Here is a 14,930-nt window from a genome sequence, read left to right as displayed (position 1 = left end):
TCCGGCCGCAACCGGTCGTAGCGTCGAATCCATGACCACCACCGTCACGACCACCGAGGCGGCAGTGCGAGGCCGCGCCATCACGATCCGTCGCGTCCGCACCCACAACCTGGCCGACGTCGATCTGACCGTTCCGCGCAACCGGCTCGTGGTGATCGTCGGGGTGTCCGGCTCCGGGAAGTCGTCGCTCGTCTTCGACACGATCGCCGCGGAGGCCGGCTACCAGCTCAACGAGACGTACCCGCCGTTCACGCGCAATCGGTTGCCGAAGTGGACACGACCCGACGTCGACCACATCGACGGTCTGACGCCGGTGATCGTCGTCGACCAGCGCCGCCTCGGCGGCAACGCCCGCTCGACGGTCGGCACCATCACCGACACCTGGACCTATCTGCGGCTGCTGTATTCCCGTGTGGGCACACCCGTCCTCGGGGAGTCGAACCGCTTCTCGTTCAACGACCCCACCGGGATGTGCCCGACCTGCTCCGGGCTCGGCGAGATCGTCGTCAGTGCCGTCGAGCGGTTCCTCGATCTCGACAGGTCCCTCGCCGAGGGCGCGATCTTGGTGCCCGGCTTCGGCAACGGTGGGTACTGGTACTCCCAGTACGCCGACATCGGTTCCTTCGACGCGGACACACCCCTGCGCGAGTGGAAGCCCGCCGAGCGGGAGGCACTGCTCTACGGCGGCGAGGCCGCAGCGGCGCTGGGCCACAAACCGCCGGACGGATACGAGGGCGTCGTCGAGAGGTTCGAGCGCATCCACCTGCACACCTCCGACAACCTCTCCGAACGCAAACAGGACGTCATCCGACGTTTCACCCGCGCCGAGACGTGCCCGGACTGCGCCGGAGAACGGCTGAACGCGGCCGCGCGGGCGGTCACCCTTCGCGGCCGCACGATCGGGGAGCTGTCCCGCCTCGAGATCATCGAGCTGCTCGAATTCGTGCGCACGATCGACGACTCGCGCGCCGCACCTGTGGTGTCCGCACTGGTGGGCCGTCTCGAGGCGATGGTGACGATCGGCCTCGGCTATCTCGCGCTCGCCCGGGCGACCACCACGCTCTCGGGCGGCGAATCGCAACGGATCAAGTTGGTCCGGCACCTCGGGTCGAGCCTGACGGAGATGACCTATGTCGTCGACGAACCAACGGTCGGTCTGCATCCCGCCGACGTGGAGACGATGATCGACCTCCTTGAACGGCTCCGCGACAGCGGCAACACCGTCCTCGTCGTCGAACACGACCCGAGCGTGATGGCCCGGGCCGACCAGGTGATCGAGATCGGTCCCGGTGCGGGCTCGTCCGGTGGTCGCCTCGTCTTCCAGGGCACTTTCGACCGGCTCCGAACGGCCGACACTCCCACCGGCCGATCGCTGCGGCGCGACATCGGCCGCGGTCACCCCGCCCGCGAGGCGACCGGTCGTCTCACGATCGCCGATGCGTGTCGCAACAACCTCCGCGACCTGACGGTGCGGATCCCCACCGGCGTGCTCACCGTGTTCACCGGGGTCGCTGGTTCGGGAAAGTCCAGTCTCGCAGCCGAACTCGTCGATCAGTACGACGCCACGGTGATCGACCAGCGGCCGGTGAGCACCAATCGCCGCTCCACCCCGATCACCTACGCCGGCATCGCACCCACCCTGCGGCGGATGTTCGCCGAACACAACGGTGTGCCGGCGAGCCTGTTCAGCGCGAACTCGGCGGGTGCGTGCCCGACCTGCACGGGGGCCGGTGTCGTGTACATCGACCTCGCCTTCATGGACGGACGCGAGGTCGTCTGCGACACCTGCCACGGCCGCCGGTTCACCGCCGAGGTGCTCGGGCACACCGTGAACGGCCTGTCGATCGCCGATGTCGACGACCTCACCGTCGGTCGCGCCATCGAGGAACTGCCGCACGCGGAGATCGCGCACCGACTGAGTGCGCTCGCCGGGGTGGGCCTCGACTACCTCCGCCTCGGACAGTCGCTCGACACGCTCTCCGGTGGCGAGTGTCAACGGGTGAAGATCGCCAAGGAACTCGGACGAGCGAAGACGCCGACCCTCTACGTCCTCGACGAGCCGACCACCGGCCTGCACGCCGAGGACGTCGGCACCCTCCTGTGCGTCTTCGACGACCTCGTCGACCGAGGGCACACCGTGTCGTCATCGAACACCACCTCGACGTGATCCGGCACGCCGACCACATCGTCGACCTCGGGCCGGGACCTGGACGGCACGGCGGAACCGTGCTGTACGAGGGGTCCGTCGACGAGTACACCGGCCGTCCGACCCCGACCTGCCGGGCCCTCGACGCAGCACGGTCGGCATGACGCGCGGCGCTTTCCCGGCGCCCCGGCCACGCGTTTGGCGATGTCACAGGTACAGGCACTAATGTGTACGCAGTGAGCCTGGTCCTTTTGCCCGCAGTCGACGTCGTCAACGGTGAAGCAGTTCGCCTCGTTCGGGGAGAGGCGGGCAGCGAGACCGGCTACGGTTCGCCCCGCGACGCCGCCCTCGAATGGCAGAACGCCGGCGCCGAATGGGTGCACATGGTCGACCTCGACGCGGCGTTCGGTCGCGGCGACAACCGCGCCCTCCTCGCCGAGGTCATCGGCGAACTCGACGTGAAGGTCGAGCTGTCGGGCGGCATCCGCGACGACGAGACCCTCGCCGCCGCCCTCGCGACCGGCTGCGCCCGCGTCAACCTCGGCACCGCCGCGATCGAGAATCCCGAGTGGTGCTCGCGCGTCATCGGCGAGTTCGGCGACCGCATCGCCGTGGGCCTCGACGTCAAGCTCCTCGACGGCCAGTGGCGGCTGCGCGGCCGCGGCTGGGTCTCCGACGGCGGCGACCTGTGGGAGGTGCTCGAACGCCTCGAACGCGACGGCTGCTCGCGCTACGTCGTCACCGACGTCACCAAGGACGGCACCCTCTCCGGCCCCAATCTCGACCTGCTCCGCGAGGTGTGCGCGGCCACCGAATCGCCGGTCGTCGCCTCCGGTGGCGTCTCGACCGTCGACGACCTGCGTGCCATCGCGACGCTCGTCGACGAGGGTGTCGAAGGTGCCATCATCGGAAAGGCGCTGTACGCGGGCCGATTCACGCTGACCGAGGCGCTCGACGCCGTCTCGCGCTGACCCATGGCCGATCCCGCAGACCTGAACCGGCTGCTCGCCGTCGCGAGCGGTGTACTCGACGAGGTCGCGGAACGATTCGTCGCCGGGCACGGTGCGCCGCGTTCCGTCGACAAGGGGCCGAACGACTTCGCGACCGACCTCGATCTCGAACTCGAGCGGCGGATCTCCGGTGCCCTCGCCGAGCGCACCGGTATCCCCGTGCACGGTGAGGAGTTCGGCGGCCCGTCCGCGGGGGAGGGCACCGTCTGGTTGCTCGACCCGATCGACGGCACCATCAACTACTCCGCCGGGCTGCCGATGGCCGGGATCCTCCTCGCTCTCGTCGAGGACGGCGAACCGGTCCTCGGCCTCACGTGGCTGCCGCTGACGAATCAGCGCTTCGCGGGAATCGCCGACGGGCCGCTGCTCGTGAACGGCGAGCCCACCGAACCGCTGCAACCGGCGCGGCTCGAGGACGTGATGATCGCGGTCGGCAGTTTCGACATCGACAGTCGCGGTCGGGTGCCCGGCACCCGGCGTCTCGCCGTCATCACCGAGCTGAGCCGGCGCGTCGCCCGGCTGCGGATGCACGGCTCCACCGGTGCCGACCTCGCGTTCACCGCGGGAGGCGCGATCGGCGGTGCCGTCGTGTTCGGCCACCACCCCTGGGACAACGCCGCTGGTGTCGCACTCGTGCGGGCCGCCGGTGGCATCGCCACCGACTTCGCGGGCCGGCCCTGGCGGATCGGGTCCGGATCGGTGGTCGCTGCAGCGCCCGGAGTGCACGGCGAGATACTGAAGATTGTGCAGTCGGCGACGGAACGGTCCGTGGCCGAGCAGTCGGGTTCCGAAGGAGATCGAACATGACACTGGCCGTGCGGGTCATCCCGTGCCTCGACGTGGACGCGGGGCGGGTGGTCAAGGGTGTCAACTTCGAGAACCTGCGCGATGCGGGTGACCCGGTCGAACTCGCCGCGCTCTACAACGAGCAGGGTGCCGACGAACTGACCTTCCTCGACGTCACCGCGTCGAGCGGCGACCGCGGCACCATGCTCGACGTCGTCACGCGCACCGCCGAGCAGGTGTTCATCCCGCTCACGGTCGGAGGCGGCGTCCGCACCGTCGAGGACGTCGACCGGCTGCTGCGTGCCGGCGCCGACAAGGTCTCGGTCAACACCGCGGCCATCGCCCGGCCCGAGGTGCTGCGCGAGATGTCCGAGCGCTTCGGCTCGCAGTGCATCGTGCTGTCGGTCGACGCGCGCACCGTGCCCGCCGGTCAGGAACCGACGCCGAGCGGCTGGGAGGTCACCACGCACGGCGGCCGCCGCGGTACGGGGATCGACGCGGTCGAGTGGGCCCGGCGCGGCGAGGAACTCGGCGTCGGCGAGATCCTGCTCAACTCGATGGACGCCGACGGCACGAAGAACGGATTCGACCTGAAGATGATCGAGGCCGTGCGCGGGGCCGTGCACGTGCCCGTCATCGCCTCCGGGGGCGCCGGAGCCGTCGAGCATTTCGCGCCCGCCGTGCAGGCCGGTGCCGACGCGGTGCTCGCCGCGAGCGTCTTCCACTTCCGGGAGCTGACGATCGGCGAGGTCAAGGACGCGATGCGTGCGGAAGGGATCACGGTTCGATGAGCAGCGACATCCTGAATCCGGCGATCGCCGCCCGGCTGAAGCGCAACGACGACGGTCTGTTCGCCGCCGTCGTGCAGGAGCGGGCCACCGGCGCCGTGCTGATGATGGCGTGGATGGACGACGAGGCGCTCGCCCGCACCCTCGCGACCCGCAAGGCCACCTACTACTCGCGGTCGCGGCAGCAGTACTGGGTCAAGGGCGAGACGTCCGGGCACACCCAGTACGTGCACGAGGTGCGTCTCGACTGCGACGGCGACACGGTGCTGCTCGTCGTCGACCAGGTCGGCGCCGCCTGCCACACCGGCACGCACACCTGCTTCGATACCGACGTCCTACTCGAGGCACCGCAGATCGCCGAGTAGCGGGTTGCCGAACTCCACCGGCAGGTCGTGCGGGCGCAGACGGAGTGCCCTGAGGCCGCGGTGCGCATCGTCGGTTTCTCGCAGGGCGCCGCTGTGGCCGGTGACGTCCTCGCCGACCTCGCGCACGCCTCCGACCGACCGGCCGATCTCTCCGGTCTGCTCATCGCCGATCCGCGGACGTCCGGGACCGGCGCGGAGGTCGTGGTGCCCGCCGCCCTGCCCGGTATCTCGCCGAGCGGGGCGCGAGCGGGCTTCGGGGACGTTCCGGTGGCCACCGTGTGCGCCGCCGGCGACGCCGTGTGCGACATGGTCGATCCGCTGTCGGATCCCACGGGCGCCGCGGGCCGCATCGAGGGCTATTGCGCTCTGCGCCAGCACTATTCGACGCCGGTGGTCGACGGTGTCCCGTTCGTCGATGCGATGGTTGCGCTCGTCGAGCATCCGCGGACGACGGAGGTCCGGATCGTACCGTGACGGACACGGCGCAGGACCGATCAGCGGGTCGTGCGACGGGCTGCAACAATGCCCGCATGCCTCTCATCCAGATCAGCCAGACGCCGGGCCTGTCCGACGAGCAGAAGGCCGAGGTGATCTCCGCAGTGACCCGCGCGTACGCCGAGGCCTCGGGCAAGAATCCGTCGTCGGTGTGGGTGACGATCACCGAGGTGCCCCGCGAGAACTGGGGCGTGGGCGGAACTCCGCTCGGCTGAACCGACTCGGTCCACCCGAGTCCGTCCTCGCGTACCCGTTTCTTATCCGATGAGACTAGTGTTCTCTGTATTGAGAGTGCTGTCTTCTGACGACGGGGTGAAGGGGCGTGCGGTCGCGACATCGAGCCCCGATGCGGACGAACTCTTCTGTGCCGCAAAGGCCTACATCGGGCAGTACGGCAGCGAGTTGGTGCAGGACTGCATCCGGATCCACGACGGGATCGGCGTGACCTACGAACACGCGCGGGAGGGTCGTCGAGCGGCGGCTCAGGCCTTGCCGATACCGCCGGCGATACCTTCGTCGATCTGCTCGACCAGGGCGGAGCCCAGGCGCGCGAGCGCGCGGACCTGGTTGTCGTCGAGGCCGTCGAACACGAGCCTGCGCACCGCCTTCACGTGGCTCGGTGCCGCTTCGACTACTGTGTCGTAGCCGGCATCGGTGAGCACTGCGTACGAACCGCGACTGCCCGGAACCGGTTCGCGTCGCACCCAGCCGCGCTTCTCGAGGCGGGTGACGACGTGCGAGAGCCGCGACAGCGACGCGTTGGCCTCGGCGGCGAGGGCGTTGAGACGGAGCCTGCGCTCGGGGTGCTCGGAGAGCAGCGCGAGGACGAAGTACTCGAAGTGCGTCATGTCGGAGTCGCGCTGCATCTGGGTGTCGAGCGCGGCCGGCAGTCGCGTGACGACGGAGACGAGCGCCCGCCAGGCGTTCTGCTGCGCCGGATCGAGCCACTGCGGGTCCTCGTTGCTCATGCCTGCTCCTCGCTCGTTCGGTTTCGCTGTCGCACCCGGTCGGGGAATGGGAATGGCCGCGCGACGGGTTCTCCTCTATGATACTTGAAGCTTCAACTTGAGGGGATGTCATGACCATCGATTCCGCGACCACGCCCGCCCTGTTCCTCAGTCACGGCGCCCCGCCGCTCGTCGACAGCGAACTGTGGGTCTCGCAGCTGCAGCGTTGGGCGGCCGACCTGCCGCGACCCACAGCGATCCTCGTGGTCTCGGCGCACTGGGAATCCGCTCCGCTGACCATCGGGTCGACGATCACCGGCACCCCGCTCGTGTACGACTTCGGCGGCTTCCCGCGCCGCTTCTACGAGGTGACCTACACCAGCCCCGGCGCGCCCGAACTGGCCCGGCAGGTCGCGGCACTGATGCCCGACGACGAACCGGTGGTGCAGCAGCCGAACCGAGGACTCGACCACGGTGCCTACGTACCGCTGACCGTCATGTACCCGGACGCCGACATCCCGGTGCTGCAGATCTCCCTGCCCACCCTCGACCCGGAACGGCTGTTGCACCTCGGCGCCCGGCTGCGTCCGCTGCGTGAGCAGGGCGTACTCATCATCGGGTCCGGGTTCACCACGCACGGTCTGCCCTTCCTGCGCGACCCGCGGCCCGAGGCCGCCGCGCCTGGCTGGTCGTCGGAGTTCGACCACTGGACCGCCGAGCAACTCGCGCGCGGCGACGTCGACGCTCTGCTGGACTTCCGGCACCGCGCACCGGGCATGCCCTACGCGCATCCGTCGGTCGAGCACTTCGCTCCGCTGTTCGTCACCCTCGGTGCCTCCGACGCCCCCGGCCACGGCATCGACCAGGTCGTCGACGGCTTCTGGATGGGCCTGGCCAAGCGCTCGTTCCAGGTCGCCTGACGGCGGCTGCAGAGCCGGACGAGGTCCCTGGGATGATGGGGCGCATGTCCGGCGAGCCCACCATCATTCCCGCAGCCACCACCGACTCCTCGGGTGGCGGCCGTTCCGATTCGACGACCACCCGCGAGCAGTTCCGCCAGCTGGCCGCCGAGCACCGCGTGGTCCCGGTGACCCGCAAGGTGCTCGCGGACGCGGAGACCCCGCTGTCGGCCTACCGCAAGCTCGCGGCCGACCGCCCCGGAACCTTCCTGCTCGAGTCGGCGGAGAACGGCCGGTCGTGGTCGCGGTGGTCGTTCATCGGCGCCGGGAGCCCGGCCGCGCTGACCGTCGTCGATGGCGACGCTGCCTGGTACGGCAACGTCCCGGCCGGCGCGCCCACGGGTGGCAACCCCGTCGACGTCCTCGGCGAGACCCTCCAGTTGCTCCACACCGACCGCATCCACGGACTGCCGCCCCTGACCAGCGGCATGGTCGGTTATCTCGGCTACGACGTCGTCCGCCATCTCGAGAAGCTGCCGACGCTCGCCGAGGACGATCTGCAGATCCCCGAAATGGTGATGCTGCTGGCCACCGACCTCGCGGCCGTCGACCACCACGAGGGCATGATCTGGCTCATCGCCAACGCCGTGAACTGGGACGGCTCCGACGAGCGCGTCGACGAAGCCTACGACGACGCCGTCGCCCGCCTCGACCGGATGACCGCGGCCCTCGCCGCGCCCGCACCGGCCACCGTCGCGACCTACTCGCGGCCCGAACCCGACTACCGCCGCCAGCGCACCACCGAGTCGTTCTGCACGGACGTCCGCAAACTGATCGGCGACATCGAGGCCGGTGAGGCCTTCCAGGTGGTGCTCTCGCAGCGCTTCGAGATCGACTGCGACGCAGAGCCGATCGACGTCTACCGGATGCTCCGCGCGTCCAACCCCAGCCCGTACATGTTTCTGCTCCACATCCCCGGCCCGGACGGTGAGACGGCCTTCTCGATCGTCGGATCGAGCCCGGAGGCGCTCGTGACGGTTTCGGACGGGGTGGCCACCACCCATCCCATCGCAGGGACCCGGTGGCGCGGCGCGAACGAGGAGGAGGACATCCTGCTCGAGAAGGACCTCGTCCACGACGAGAAGGAGAACGCCGAGCACCTCATGCTCGTCGATCTCGGCCGCAACGACCTCGGCCGGGTGTGCACGCCGGGCACCGTCGAGGTGCACGACTACCGCCACATCGAGCGGTACAGCCACGTGATGCACCTCGTCTCCACGGTCACCGGGCGACTCGCGGAGGGCAAACACGCCCTCGACGCCGTCACGGCGTGTTTCCCCGCCGGGACCCTGTCGGGGGCGCCGAAGGTGCGCGCGATGGAACTGATCGAGGAACTCGAACCCACCCGCCGCGGCATCTACGGCGGCATCGTCGGCTATCTCGATTTCGCGGGCGACGCCGACACCGCCATCGCGATCCGCTCCGCGCTCGTCAAGGACGGCGTCGCCTACGTGCAGGCGGGTGCCGGCATCGTCGCCGACTCCGATCCGGAGGCCGAGGACACCGAGGCCCGCAACAAGGCCATGTCCGCCCTCGCCGCAGTGGCCGCCGCGTCCACCCTCACCACCTACGGCGGTGACGCACGGTGACCGCGGAGACGCCGGACGCCGGCCCCACCACCGGACGCCGGCGCCGGCCGACCGTCATCGCCGCCCTGCTGCTCGGGGTCGGTGCGGCCCTGCTCTGGGCGTCGAGCCGGATGACGTGGGTCACCGCGGTCTCGTCCGACGGACTCGGGATCGACCGCGTCGACGACCTCGAGGGTGGCCGCTGGGCGGCGGCACTGACCCCGCTCGCTCTCGTGCTGCTCGCGGCGGTCGCCGCCGTCTTCGCGGTGCGCGGACTCGCGCTGCGTCTCGTCTCGCTCGTGGTCGCGGCCGTCGCCGTCGCCGCCGCGATCCCCGCCGTCCGGTTGCTCACCGGCGACGCAGACCCCGAGACCGCGACCGGTGTGGCCGCGCTGCCCGACCGCGCGACCGTGACCGCCGTCGAGACCTATCCGTTGCCCGCCGTCCTTGCGATCGTCGGCGCCGTCGCGGCCCTCGCCGCGGCGGTGACGCTGTGGCGCACCCCGCGCGAGGCGGCCGGACTGTCGTCGAAGTACGACGCCCCGGCAGCACGTCGCGAGGCGGCCGCCCGGCGCGCCGAGAACGATGAACCCCTGTCCGAACGCGGTCTGTGGGACGCACTGGACGCAGGTGAGGATCCCACCGACGACGGTGGCGAGGGTGATACGGGCACCCGCCGGTGACCGCTGTAAACCACTTCACTACTCTTCTAGACAGATCCGATGAGCTTGATCACATCGGGATTGAGCAGGGTGGGAAAGGACTCGAGCCACGATGACAGTTCTCGATTCGATTCTCGAAGGAGTGCGAGCAGACGTCGCCGCCCGTGAGGCGGCCCTCGATCTCGCGTCCGTCAAGGCTGCCGCCGCAGCCGCGCCCCCACCGATCGACGCCAAGGCCGCGCTGCGCGAACCGGGCATCGCGGTCATCGCCGAAGTGAAGCGTGCCAGCCCCTCGAAGGGTGCTCTCGCCGACATCGCCGATCCCGCCGAACTCGCAGCAGCGTACGAGTCCGGAGGCGCTCGCGCCATCAGCGTTCTCACCGAGGAACGCCGATTCCACGGCAGCCTCGCCGACCTCGACGCCGTCCGTCGCGCTGTCCGTATTCCCTTACTGCGCAAGGATTTCGTGGTCGGTCCCTACCAGATCCACGAGGCGCGGGCACACGGCGCCGACATCGTGCTCCTCATCGTCGCGGCCCTCGAACAGACCGTCCTGACGGCGCTGATCGACCGCGTCGAGTCGCTCGGCATGACCGCGCTGGTCGAGGCGCACACCGAGGAGGAGGCCGACCGTGCCCTCGAGGCCGGCGCCACCGTCATCGGCATCAACGCCCGCAACCTCAAGACCCTCGAGGTCGACAAGACGACCTTCTCGCGCATCGCGCCGGGCCTGCCCAGCAACGTGCTGAAGATCGCCGAATCCGGTGTCCGCGGCCCGGCCGATCTGCTCGCGTACGCGGGTGCCGGCGCCGACGCGGTGCTCGTCGGAGAGGGACTGGTGACCAGTGGGGATCCGCGCCAGGCAGTCGCCGAACTGGTGACGGTGGGCACGCATCCGTCGTGCCCCAAGCCCGCACGCTGACCGTCCCGGCCGGTCCGGACCCCCACGTGATCCGCATCGCGTGGTGGGGCAGACTGGACGCGTGACTGCAGACGATTCCGCACTTTCCGCCAAAGGCCGAGGGCTTCCCTCGATGAGCGAAGCCCTCGCCACTCCGACCGCGCACGAACCCGACGTCCGCGGCCATTTCGGAGTCTTCGGTGGCCGCTATGTGCCCGAGGCGCTCATGGCGGTGATCGAGGAGGTCACCGCTGCCTACGAGAAGGAACGCGTCGATCCGGGCTTCCTCGCGGAACTCGACCGCCTGCAGCGCGACTACACCGGCCGCCCGTCCCCGGTCTACGAGGCCACCCGCCTGAGCGAACACGCCGGCGGAGCGCGCATCTTCCTCAAGCGCGAGGATCTCAACCACACCGGCTCGCACAAGATCAACAACGTGCTCGGGCAGGTGCTGCTCGCCAAGCGCATGGGCAAGACCCGCGTGATCGCCGAGACCGGCGCCGGCCAGCACGGCGTCGCCACCGCCACCGCATGCGCGCTGCTCGGTCTCGAATGCCGCGTCTACATGGGCGAGGTCGACACCGAACGGCAGGCCCTCAACGTCGCGCGCATGCGTCTGCTCGGCTCCGAGGTCATCGCCGCCAAGACCGGCTCGCGCACCCTCAAGGACGCGATCAACGAGGCGATGCGCGACTGGGTCACCAACGCCGACAACACCTACTACTGCTTCGGCACCGCCGCCGGCCCGCACCCCTTCCCGGCGATGGTCCGCGACTTCCAGCGCATCATCGGCCTCGAGGCCCGCGCACAGATCCGCGAACTCACCGGTCGCCTGCCCGACGCCGTCGTCGCCTGCGTCGGCGGCGGATCGAACGCGATCGGCATCTTCCACCCGTTCATCGACGACCCGTCCGTCAAGCTCGTCGGCTGCGAGGCCGGGGGGGACGGGGTGGAGACCGGACGGCACGCCGCCACCATCGGCGGCGGCACTCACGGTGCCCTGCACGGCGCGTTCTCGTACCTGTTGCAGAACGAGGACGGCCAGACCATCGAATCGCATTCGATCTCCGCCGGTCTCGACTATCCCGGCGTCGGCCCCGAACACGCCTGGCTCGCCGACACCGGCCGGGCCGAGTACCGCGCCGTCACCGACAGTGAGGCCATGGAGGCCTTCGCGTTGCTGTGCCGCACCGAGGGCATCATCCCCGCTATCGAGTCGGCCCACGCCGTCGCCGGTGCCGTCGAGCTCGGCCCCGAACTCGGCAAGGGCGCCATCGTCCTGGTCAACCTCTCCGGCCGCGGGGACAAGGACGTCGACACCGCCGCCAAGTGGTTCGGTTACCTGCCGACCGACGAGTCCGCCGACCGGACCGGCCCCGAAGGAGCAGCCCAGTGAGCGCCCCGCACGAACGCCTGACCGAGATCTTCGCGACCTGCCGCGCCGAGAACCGCGCCGCACTGGTCGGTTACCTGCCGGTCGGCTATCCCACCGTCGAGCGCTCCGTCGAGGCGATGAAGACGCTCGTCGAGGGCGGCTGCGATCTCATCGAGGTCGGCATCCCCTACAGCGACCCGGTCATGGACGGCACCACCATCCAGAACGCGGCGTTCGAAGCGATCGCCAACGGCGTCCGGGTCCGCGACGTCTTCCCGGCCGTCGAGGCGATCACCGCCGCCGGCGGCGCCGCGGTCGTGATGACCTACTGGAACCTCGTGCTCAAGTACGGCGTCGAGAACTTCGCGCGCGACCTCGCGGCCGCGGGTGGACTCGGCATCATCACGCCCGACCTCGTCCCGGACGAGGCGGAAGAATGGATCGCCGCGGCCGACAAGTACGGACTCGGCAGGATCTTCCTGGTCGCACCGTCGTCGACCAACGAGCGCCTCGCGACCACCCTCGACAAGTGCCGCGGCTTCGTCTACGCCACCTCGACCATGGGTGTCACCGGCGCCCGCGACAGCGTCGACAACCGCGCGCCGGAGATCGTCGCCCGGGTGCGCACGCACTCCGACATCCCGGTCGGTGTCGGTCTCGGTGTGCGCAACGGTGCCCAGGCCGCGGAGATCGCGGGCTACGCCGACGGCGTGATCGTCGGTTCGGCGCTGGTCTCCGCCGTCGCCGAAGGGCCCGACGCGTTGCTCGCACTGACTCGGGATCTCGCGAAGGGCGTTCGCTCCGCTAACGTGCACTCGTGACATCCACTGCGTCTGTTCTGGCCTATCTGCCGAGTCCGCCGCAGGGCGTCTGGTATCTCGGACCGTTCGCCCTCCGCGCCTACGCCCTGTGCATCATCGTCGGGATCGTCGTGGCGATCTGGTGGGGCGACCGCCGCTGGGTCGCACGCGGCGGACAGGCCGGCACCGTCCTCGACATCGCCGTGTGGGCGGTGCCCTTCGGTCTGATCGGTGGGCGGCTCTACCACGTGGCCACCGACTGGCAGAAGTACTTCGGAGACGGCAACGACCCGGTCGACGCCCTGAAGATCTGGGAGGGCGGCCTCGGCATCTGGGGTGCGGTCGCTTTCGGTGCGCTCGGTGCGTGGATCGGGTGCCGTCGGCGGGGGATCCCGCTGCCGGCGTTCGGGGACGCCCTCGCCCCGGCGATCCTGCTGGCGCAGGCCATCGGACGCCTCGGCAACTGGTTCAACCAGGAACTCTACGGTCGCGAGACCACGGTGGCGTGGGGACTCGAGATCTACGAACGGCGCAACGACGCAGGGCAGGTCGCGCCCGGGCTGGTCGACGGCGTGTCCACCGGCGAGGTGGCCTTCGTCGTGCACCCGACCTTCCTCTACGAGCTGCTGTGGAACCTCGCCGTCGTGCTGCTGTTGGTGTTCGTCGACCGGAAGTTCACAATCGGTCACGGACGCCTGTTCGCCCTCTACGTCGCCGGGTACTGCGCGGGCCGGTTCTGGATCGAGCTGATGCGCACCGATGCGGCGACCCAGATCGCCGGTATCCGGATCAACTCGTTCACCTCGGGCATCGTATTCGTGCTTGCGGTCGCCTACTTCGTCCTCGCACGTAAGGGCCGCGAGGACCCTGCGACGCTGAATCCGGTCGCCGGGAACGCGGACGCAGAGCCGGCCGCACAGGACGAGGGCGGGGCGGCCGCAGACGAGGCCGCGCCCACTTCGGAGTCGGCGGATGCGGAGTCGGACAGCTCGTCGTCCGCCGCCGGTAGAGTCGACGAAGCGACGTCCGGAGACAGCAAAGGGGATCACTCGTGACCAGACAGGACCCGGAAGCTTCGGGAGCATCCGATTCGGAGCCTGCCAAGCCGGAGCCCGACAAGACGGAGCCTGCCCAGCCCGACCTGACGAAGCGGAGCGAGTCCGCCTCCGGCGCCGACACGCCGGAGCGGTCCTCGGAGAGCGAGCACACCCCGCCGCCCGATCTCGGACGCGCGTTCGACTACGACGCCACCGCGCAGGCCTCGTTGTCCGCTCAACCGCCCACACTCGACTCCCTCGGTGGCGCCACCGGCACTCCGGGACCGGGATGGGACACCTACTCGGGTGTCGGCAACGGACCGGGCTGGGGGACCACGCCCAGCTACCCGCCGCCGGCCGAGCACGAGTCCGACTATCCGTCCCCGGGCGACTACCCCTACGGCGAGCATCAGGGCCGGCCCGAGACCGGCACCGGACCGGTCTACGGGACACCCGACCCGCACTACCCGATCGGGTCCCCGCAGCAGGACCCGTCGCAGGGCCGGTACACCGGTCCGCAGGGAACGCAGCAGCCGGGTTACGGTCCGCCTCCGCAGGGCGGGCAGGGTTACGGTCCGCCTCCGCAGAGCGGACAGGGATACGGTCCGCCGCCCGGCTACGGGGTGATGCCCGCCTACGGCTACCCCGACCCGTCGAACCCGTACGGTCACGACGCCGCAGCGCCCTTCGGACGCGATCCCTACACCGGCGAGCCGTACTCCGACAAGAGCAAGGTCACCGCAGGTGTGCTGGGGATCCTGCTCGGCGCCTTCGGTGCCGGACGCTTCTACCTCGACCAGCCGGGCACGGCGGTCGCGCAGATCGCCGTCACCTGGCTCACCTGCGGTATCGGGGGCATCTGGCCGCTGATCGACGGCATCCTCATGCTCACCGGCAAGGTCCGCGACAAGAACGGACGCCAGCTCCGTCCGTGACATCCCGACGACTCCGTCGCCTGTGACATCCCGACGACTCCGTCGCCTGTGACATCCCGACGACTCCGTCGCCTGTGACATCCCGACGTCTCCGTCCCATCGGCACCCCGGCGACACGCACCGGGGTGCTGGGATGGAGGGTCGCAGGCTCGGAGG

The 14,930-nt window shown here is 69.9% G+C and carries 15 protein-coding genes and 1 pseudogene; 15 read left to right on the top strand and 1 reads right to left on the bottom strand.

What is annotated here, in order from left to right; genetic code table 11:
* Positions 1-31: 31 nt before the first annotated feature.
* From ACQR3U_RS11055 to ACQR3U_RS11025, 7 genes and pseudogenes are all read left to right on the top strand, one after another.
* Positions 32-2,167, top strand: coding sequence for an ATP-binding cassette domain-containing protein (locus ACQR3U_RS11055; RefSeq protein ID WP_230810503.1), 2,136 nt, complete (start codon positions 32-34; stop codon positions 2,165-2,167).
* 215 nt (positions 2,168-2,382) lie between these two features.
* A complete protein-coding gene (priA, locus tag ACQR3U_RS11050; RefSeq protein WP_230810504.1) occupies positions 2,383-3,117 on the top strand; it encodes a bifunctional 1-(5-phosphoribosyl)-5-((5-phosphoribosylamino)methylideneamino)imidazole-4-carboxamide isomerase/phosphoribosylanthranilate isomerase PriA in 735 nt (244 codons plus the stop codon).
* A gap of 3 nt (positions 3,118-3,120) precedes the next feature.
* Positions 3,121-3,963 carry an inositol monophosphatase family protein gene (locus tag ACQR3U_RS11045; protein WP_033097643.1) on the top strand — a complete coding sequence of 281 codons (843 nt, stop codon included), beginning with the start codon at positions 3,121-3,123 and terminating at the stop codon, positions 3,961-3,963.
* Entirely contained in the window at positions 3,960-4,733 is a 774-nt protein-coding gene (hisF, locus tag ACQR3U_RS11040; protein ID WP_006554068.1) for an imidazole glycerol phosphate synthase subunit HisF, read from the top strand. Before ACQR3U_RS11045 ends, hisF begins: the two co-directional genes overlap by 4 nt.
* Positions 4,730-5,095, top strand: a complete 366-nt coding sequence (gene hisI / locus ACQR3U_RS11035) for a phosphoribosyl-AMP cyclohydrolase (protein ID WP_006554067.1) — start codon at positions 4,730-4,732, stop codon at positions 5,093-5,095. The genes hisF and hisI overlap by 4 nt, the downstream gene beginning before the upstream one ends.
* A 21-nt stretch (positions 5,096-5,116) precedes the next feature.
* Positions 5,117-5,569, top strand: a pseudogene (locus ACQR3U_RS11030) (cutinase family protein); the annotation flags it as partial.
* 56 nt (positions 5,570-5,625) lie between these two features.
* On the top strand, positions 5,626-5,805 hold the full coding sequence (locus tag ACQR3U_RS11025; RefSeq protein WP_016935788.1) for a tautomerase family protein: 180 nt from the start codon (positions 5,626-5,628) through the stop codon (positions 5,803-5,805).
* A gap of 267 nt (positions 5,806-6,072) precedes the next feature.
* Here the strand turns inward: ACQR3U_RS11025 and ACQR3U_RS11020 are convergent, their stop codons facing one another.
* Entirely contained in the window at positions 6,073-6,558 is a 486-nt protein-coding gene (locus tag ACQR3U_RS11020) for a MarR family winged helix-turn-helix transcriptional regulator (protein WP_006554065.1), read from the bottom strand.
* A gap of 110 nt (positions 6,559-6,668) precedes the next feature.
* On the opposite strand from ACQR3U_RS11020, the gene ACQR3U_RS11015 reads away from it, so the two are divergent.
* The 8 genes from ACQR3U_RS11015 (at position 6,669) to ACQR3U_RS10980 (ending at position 14,774) form a co-directional block, all read left to right on the top strand.
* The gene (locus ACQR3U_RS11015) at positions 6,669-7,457 is read left to right on the top strand and encodes a dioxygenase family protein (RefSeq protein WP_006554064.1); all 789 of its coding nucleotides are present in this window, start codon (positions 6,669-6,671) and stop codon (positions 7,455-7,457) included.
* A 44-nt stretch (positions 7,458-7,501) separates the two neighbouring features.
* On the top strand, positions 7,502-9,085 hold the full coding sequence (locus tag ACQR3U_RS11010; RefSeq protein WP_230810505.1) for an anthranilate synthase component I: 1,584 nt from the start codon (positions 7,502-7,504) through the stop codon (positions 9,083-9,085).
* The gene (locus tag ACQR3U_RS11005; protein ID WP_230810506.1) at positions 9,082-9,747 is read left to right on the top strand and encodes a TIGR02234 family membrane protein; all 666 of its coding nucleotides are present in this window, start codon (positions 9,082-9,084) and stop codon (positions 9,745-9,747) included. Before ACQR3U_RS11010 ends, ACQR3U_RS11005 begins: the two co-directional genes overlap by 4 nt.
* A gap of 91 nt (positions 9,748-9,838) precedes the next feature.
* Positions 9,839-10,648: an indole-3-glycerol phosphate synthase TrpC gene (trpC, locus tag ACQR3U_RS11000; RefSeq protein ID WP_230810507.1), complete on the top strand. Its 810-nt coding sequence runs from the start codon at positions 9,839-9,841 to the stop codon at positions 10,646-10,648.
* Between the two features lie 112 nt (positions 10,649-10,760).
* Entirely contained in the window at positions 10,761-12,023 is a 1,263-nt protein-coding gene (gene trpB, locus ACQR3U_RS10995; protein WP_006554060.1) for a tryptophan synthase subunit beta, read from the top strand.
* Positions 12,020-12,823 (top strand): tryptophan synthase subunit alpha, encoded by an 804-nt coding sequence (gene trpA, locus ACQR3U_RS10990; RefSeq protein WP_006554059.1) that lies wholly within the window; start codon positions 12,020-12,022, stop codon positions 12,821-12,823. Before trpB ends, trpA begins: the two co-directional genes overlap by 4 nt.
* Complete coding sequence (gene lgt / locus ACQR3U_RS10985; protein ID WP_039585217.1) at positions 12,820-13,857, top strand: prolipoprotein diacylglyceryl transferase; 1,038 nt, start codon at positions 12,820-12,822, stop codon at positions 13,855-13,857. Before trpA ends, lgt begins: the two co-directional genes overlap by 4 nt.
* On the top strand, positions 13,854-14,774 hold the full coding sequence (locus ACQR3U_RS10980; RefSeq protein WP_230810508.1) for a TM2 domain-containing protein: 921 nt from the start codon (positions 13,854-13,856) through the stop codon (positions 14,772-14,774). Before lgt ends, ACQR3U_RS10980 begins: the two co-directional genes overlap by 4 nt.
* Positions 14,775-14,930 lie beyond the last annotated feature (156 nt).

Source organism: Rhodococcus sp. IEGM1339 (assembly GCF_050321925.1).
Taxonomy (GTDB): domain Bacteria; phylum Actinomycetota; class Actinomycetes; order Mycobacteriales; family Mycobacteriaceae; genus Rhodococcus; species Rhodococcus pyridinivorans.
This window is presented reverse-complemented; position numbering and strand designations above follow the sequence as displayed.

What these genes read in the sequence shown, in the direction of transcription:
- hisF (WP_006554068.1), top strand. Translation starts at nt 3,960, where the DNA reads ATGACACTGGCCGTGCGGGTCATCCCGTGCCTCGACGTGGACGCGGGG.
- ACQR3U_RS11020 (WP_006554065.1), bottom strand. Translation starts at nt 6,558, where the DNA reads ATGAGCAACGAGGACCCGCAGTGGCTCGATCCGGCGCAGCAGAACGCC.
- trpC (WP_230810507.1), top strand. Translation starts at nt 9,839, where the DNA reads ATGACAGTTCTCGATTCGATTCTCGAAGGAGTGCGAGCAGACGTCGCC.
- ACQR3U_RS11015 (WP_006554064.1), top strand. Translation starts at nt 6,669, where the DNA reads ATGACCATCGATTCCGCGACCACGCCCGCCCTGTTCCTCAGTCACGGC.
- ACQR3U_RS11045 (WP_033097643.1), top strand. Translation starts at nt 3,121, where the DNA reads ATGGCCGATCCCGCAGACCTGAACCGGCTGCTCGCCGTCGCGAGCGGT.
- hisI (WP_006554067.1), top strand. Translation starts at nt 4,730, where the DNA reads ATGAGCAGCGACATCCTGAATCCGGCGATCGCCGCCCGGCTGAAGCGC.
- ACQR3U_RS11025 (WP_016935788.1), top strand. Translation starts at nt 5,626, where the DNA reads ATGCCTCTCATCCAGATCAGCCAGACGCCGGGCCTGTCCGACGAGCAG.
- ACQR3U_RS11010 (WP_230810505.1), top strand. Translation starts at nt 7,502, where the DNA reads ATGTCCGGCGAGCCCACCATCATTCCCGCAGCCACCACCGACTCCTCG.
- trpB (WP_006554060.1), top strand. Translation starts at nt 10,761, where the DNA reads ATGAGCGAAGCCCTCGCCACTCCGACCGCGCACGAACCCGACGTCCGC.
- ACQR3U_RS11055 (WP_230810503.1), top strand. Translation starts at nt 32, where the DNA reads ATGACCACCACCGTCACGACCACCGAGGCGGCAGTGCGAGGCCGCGCC.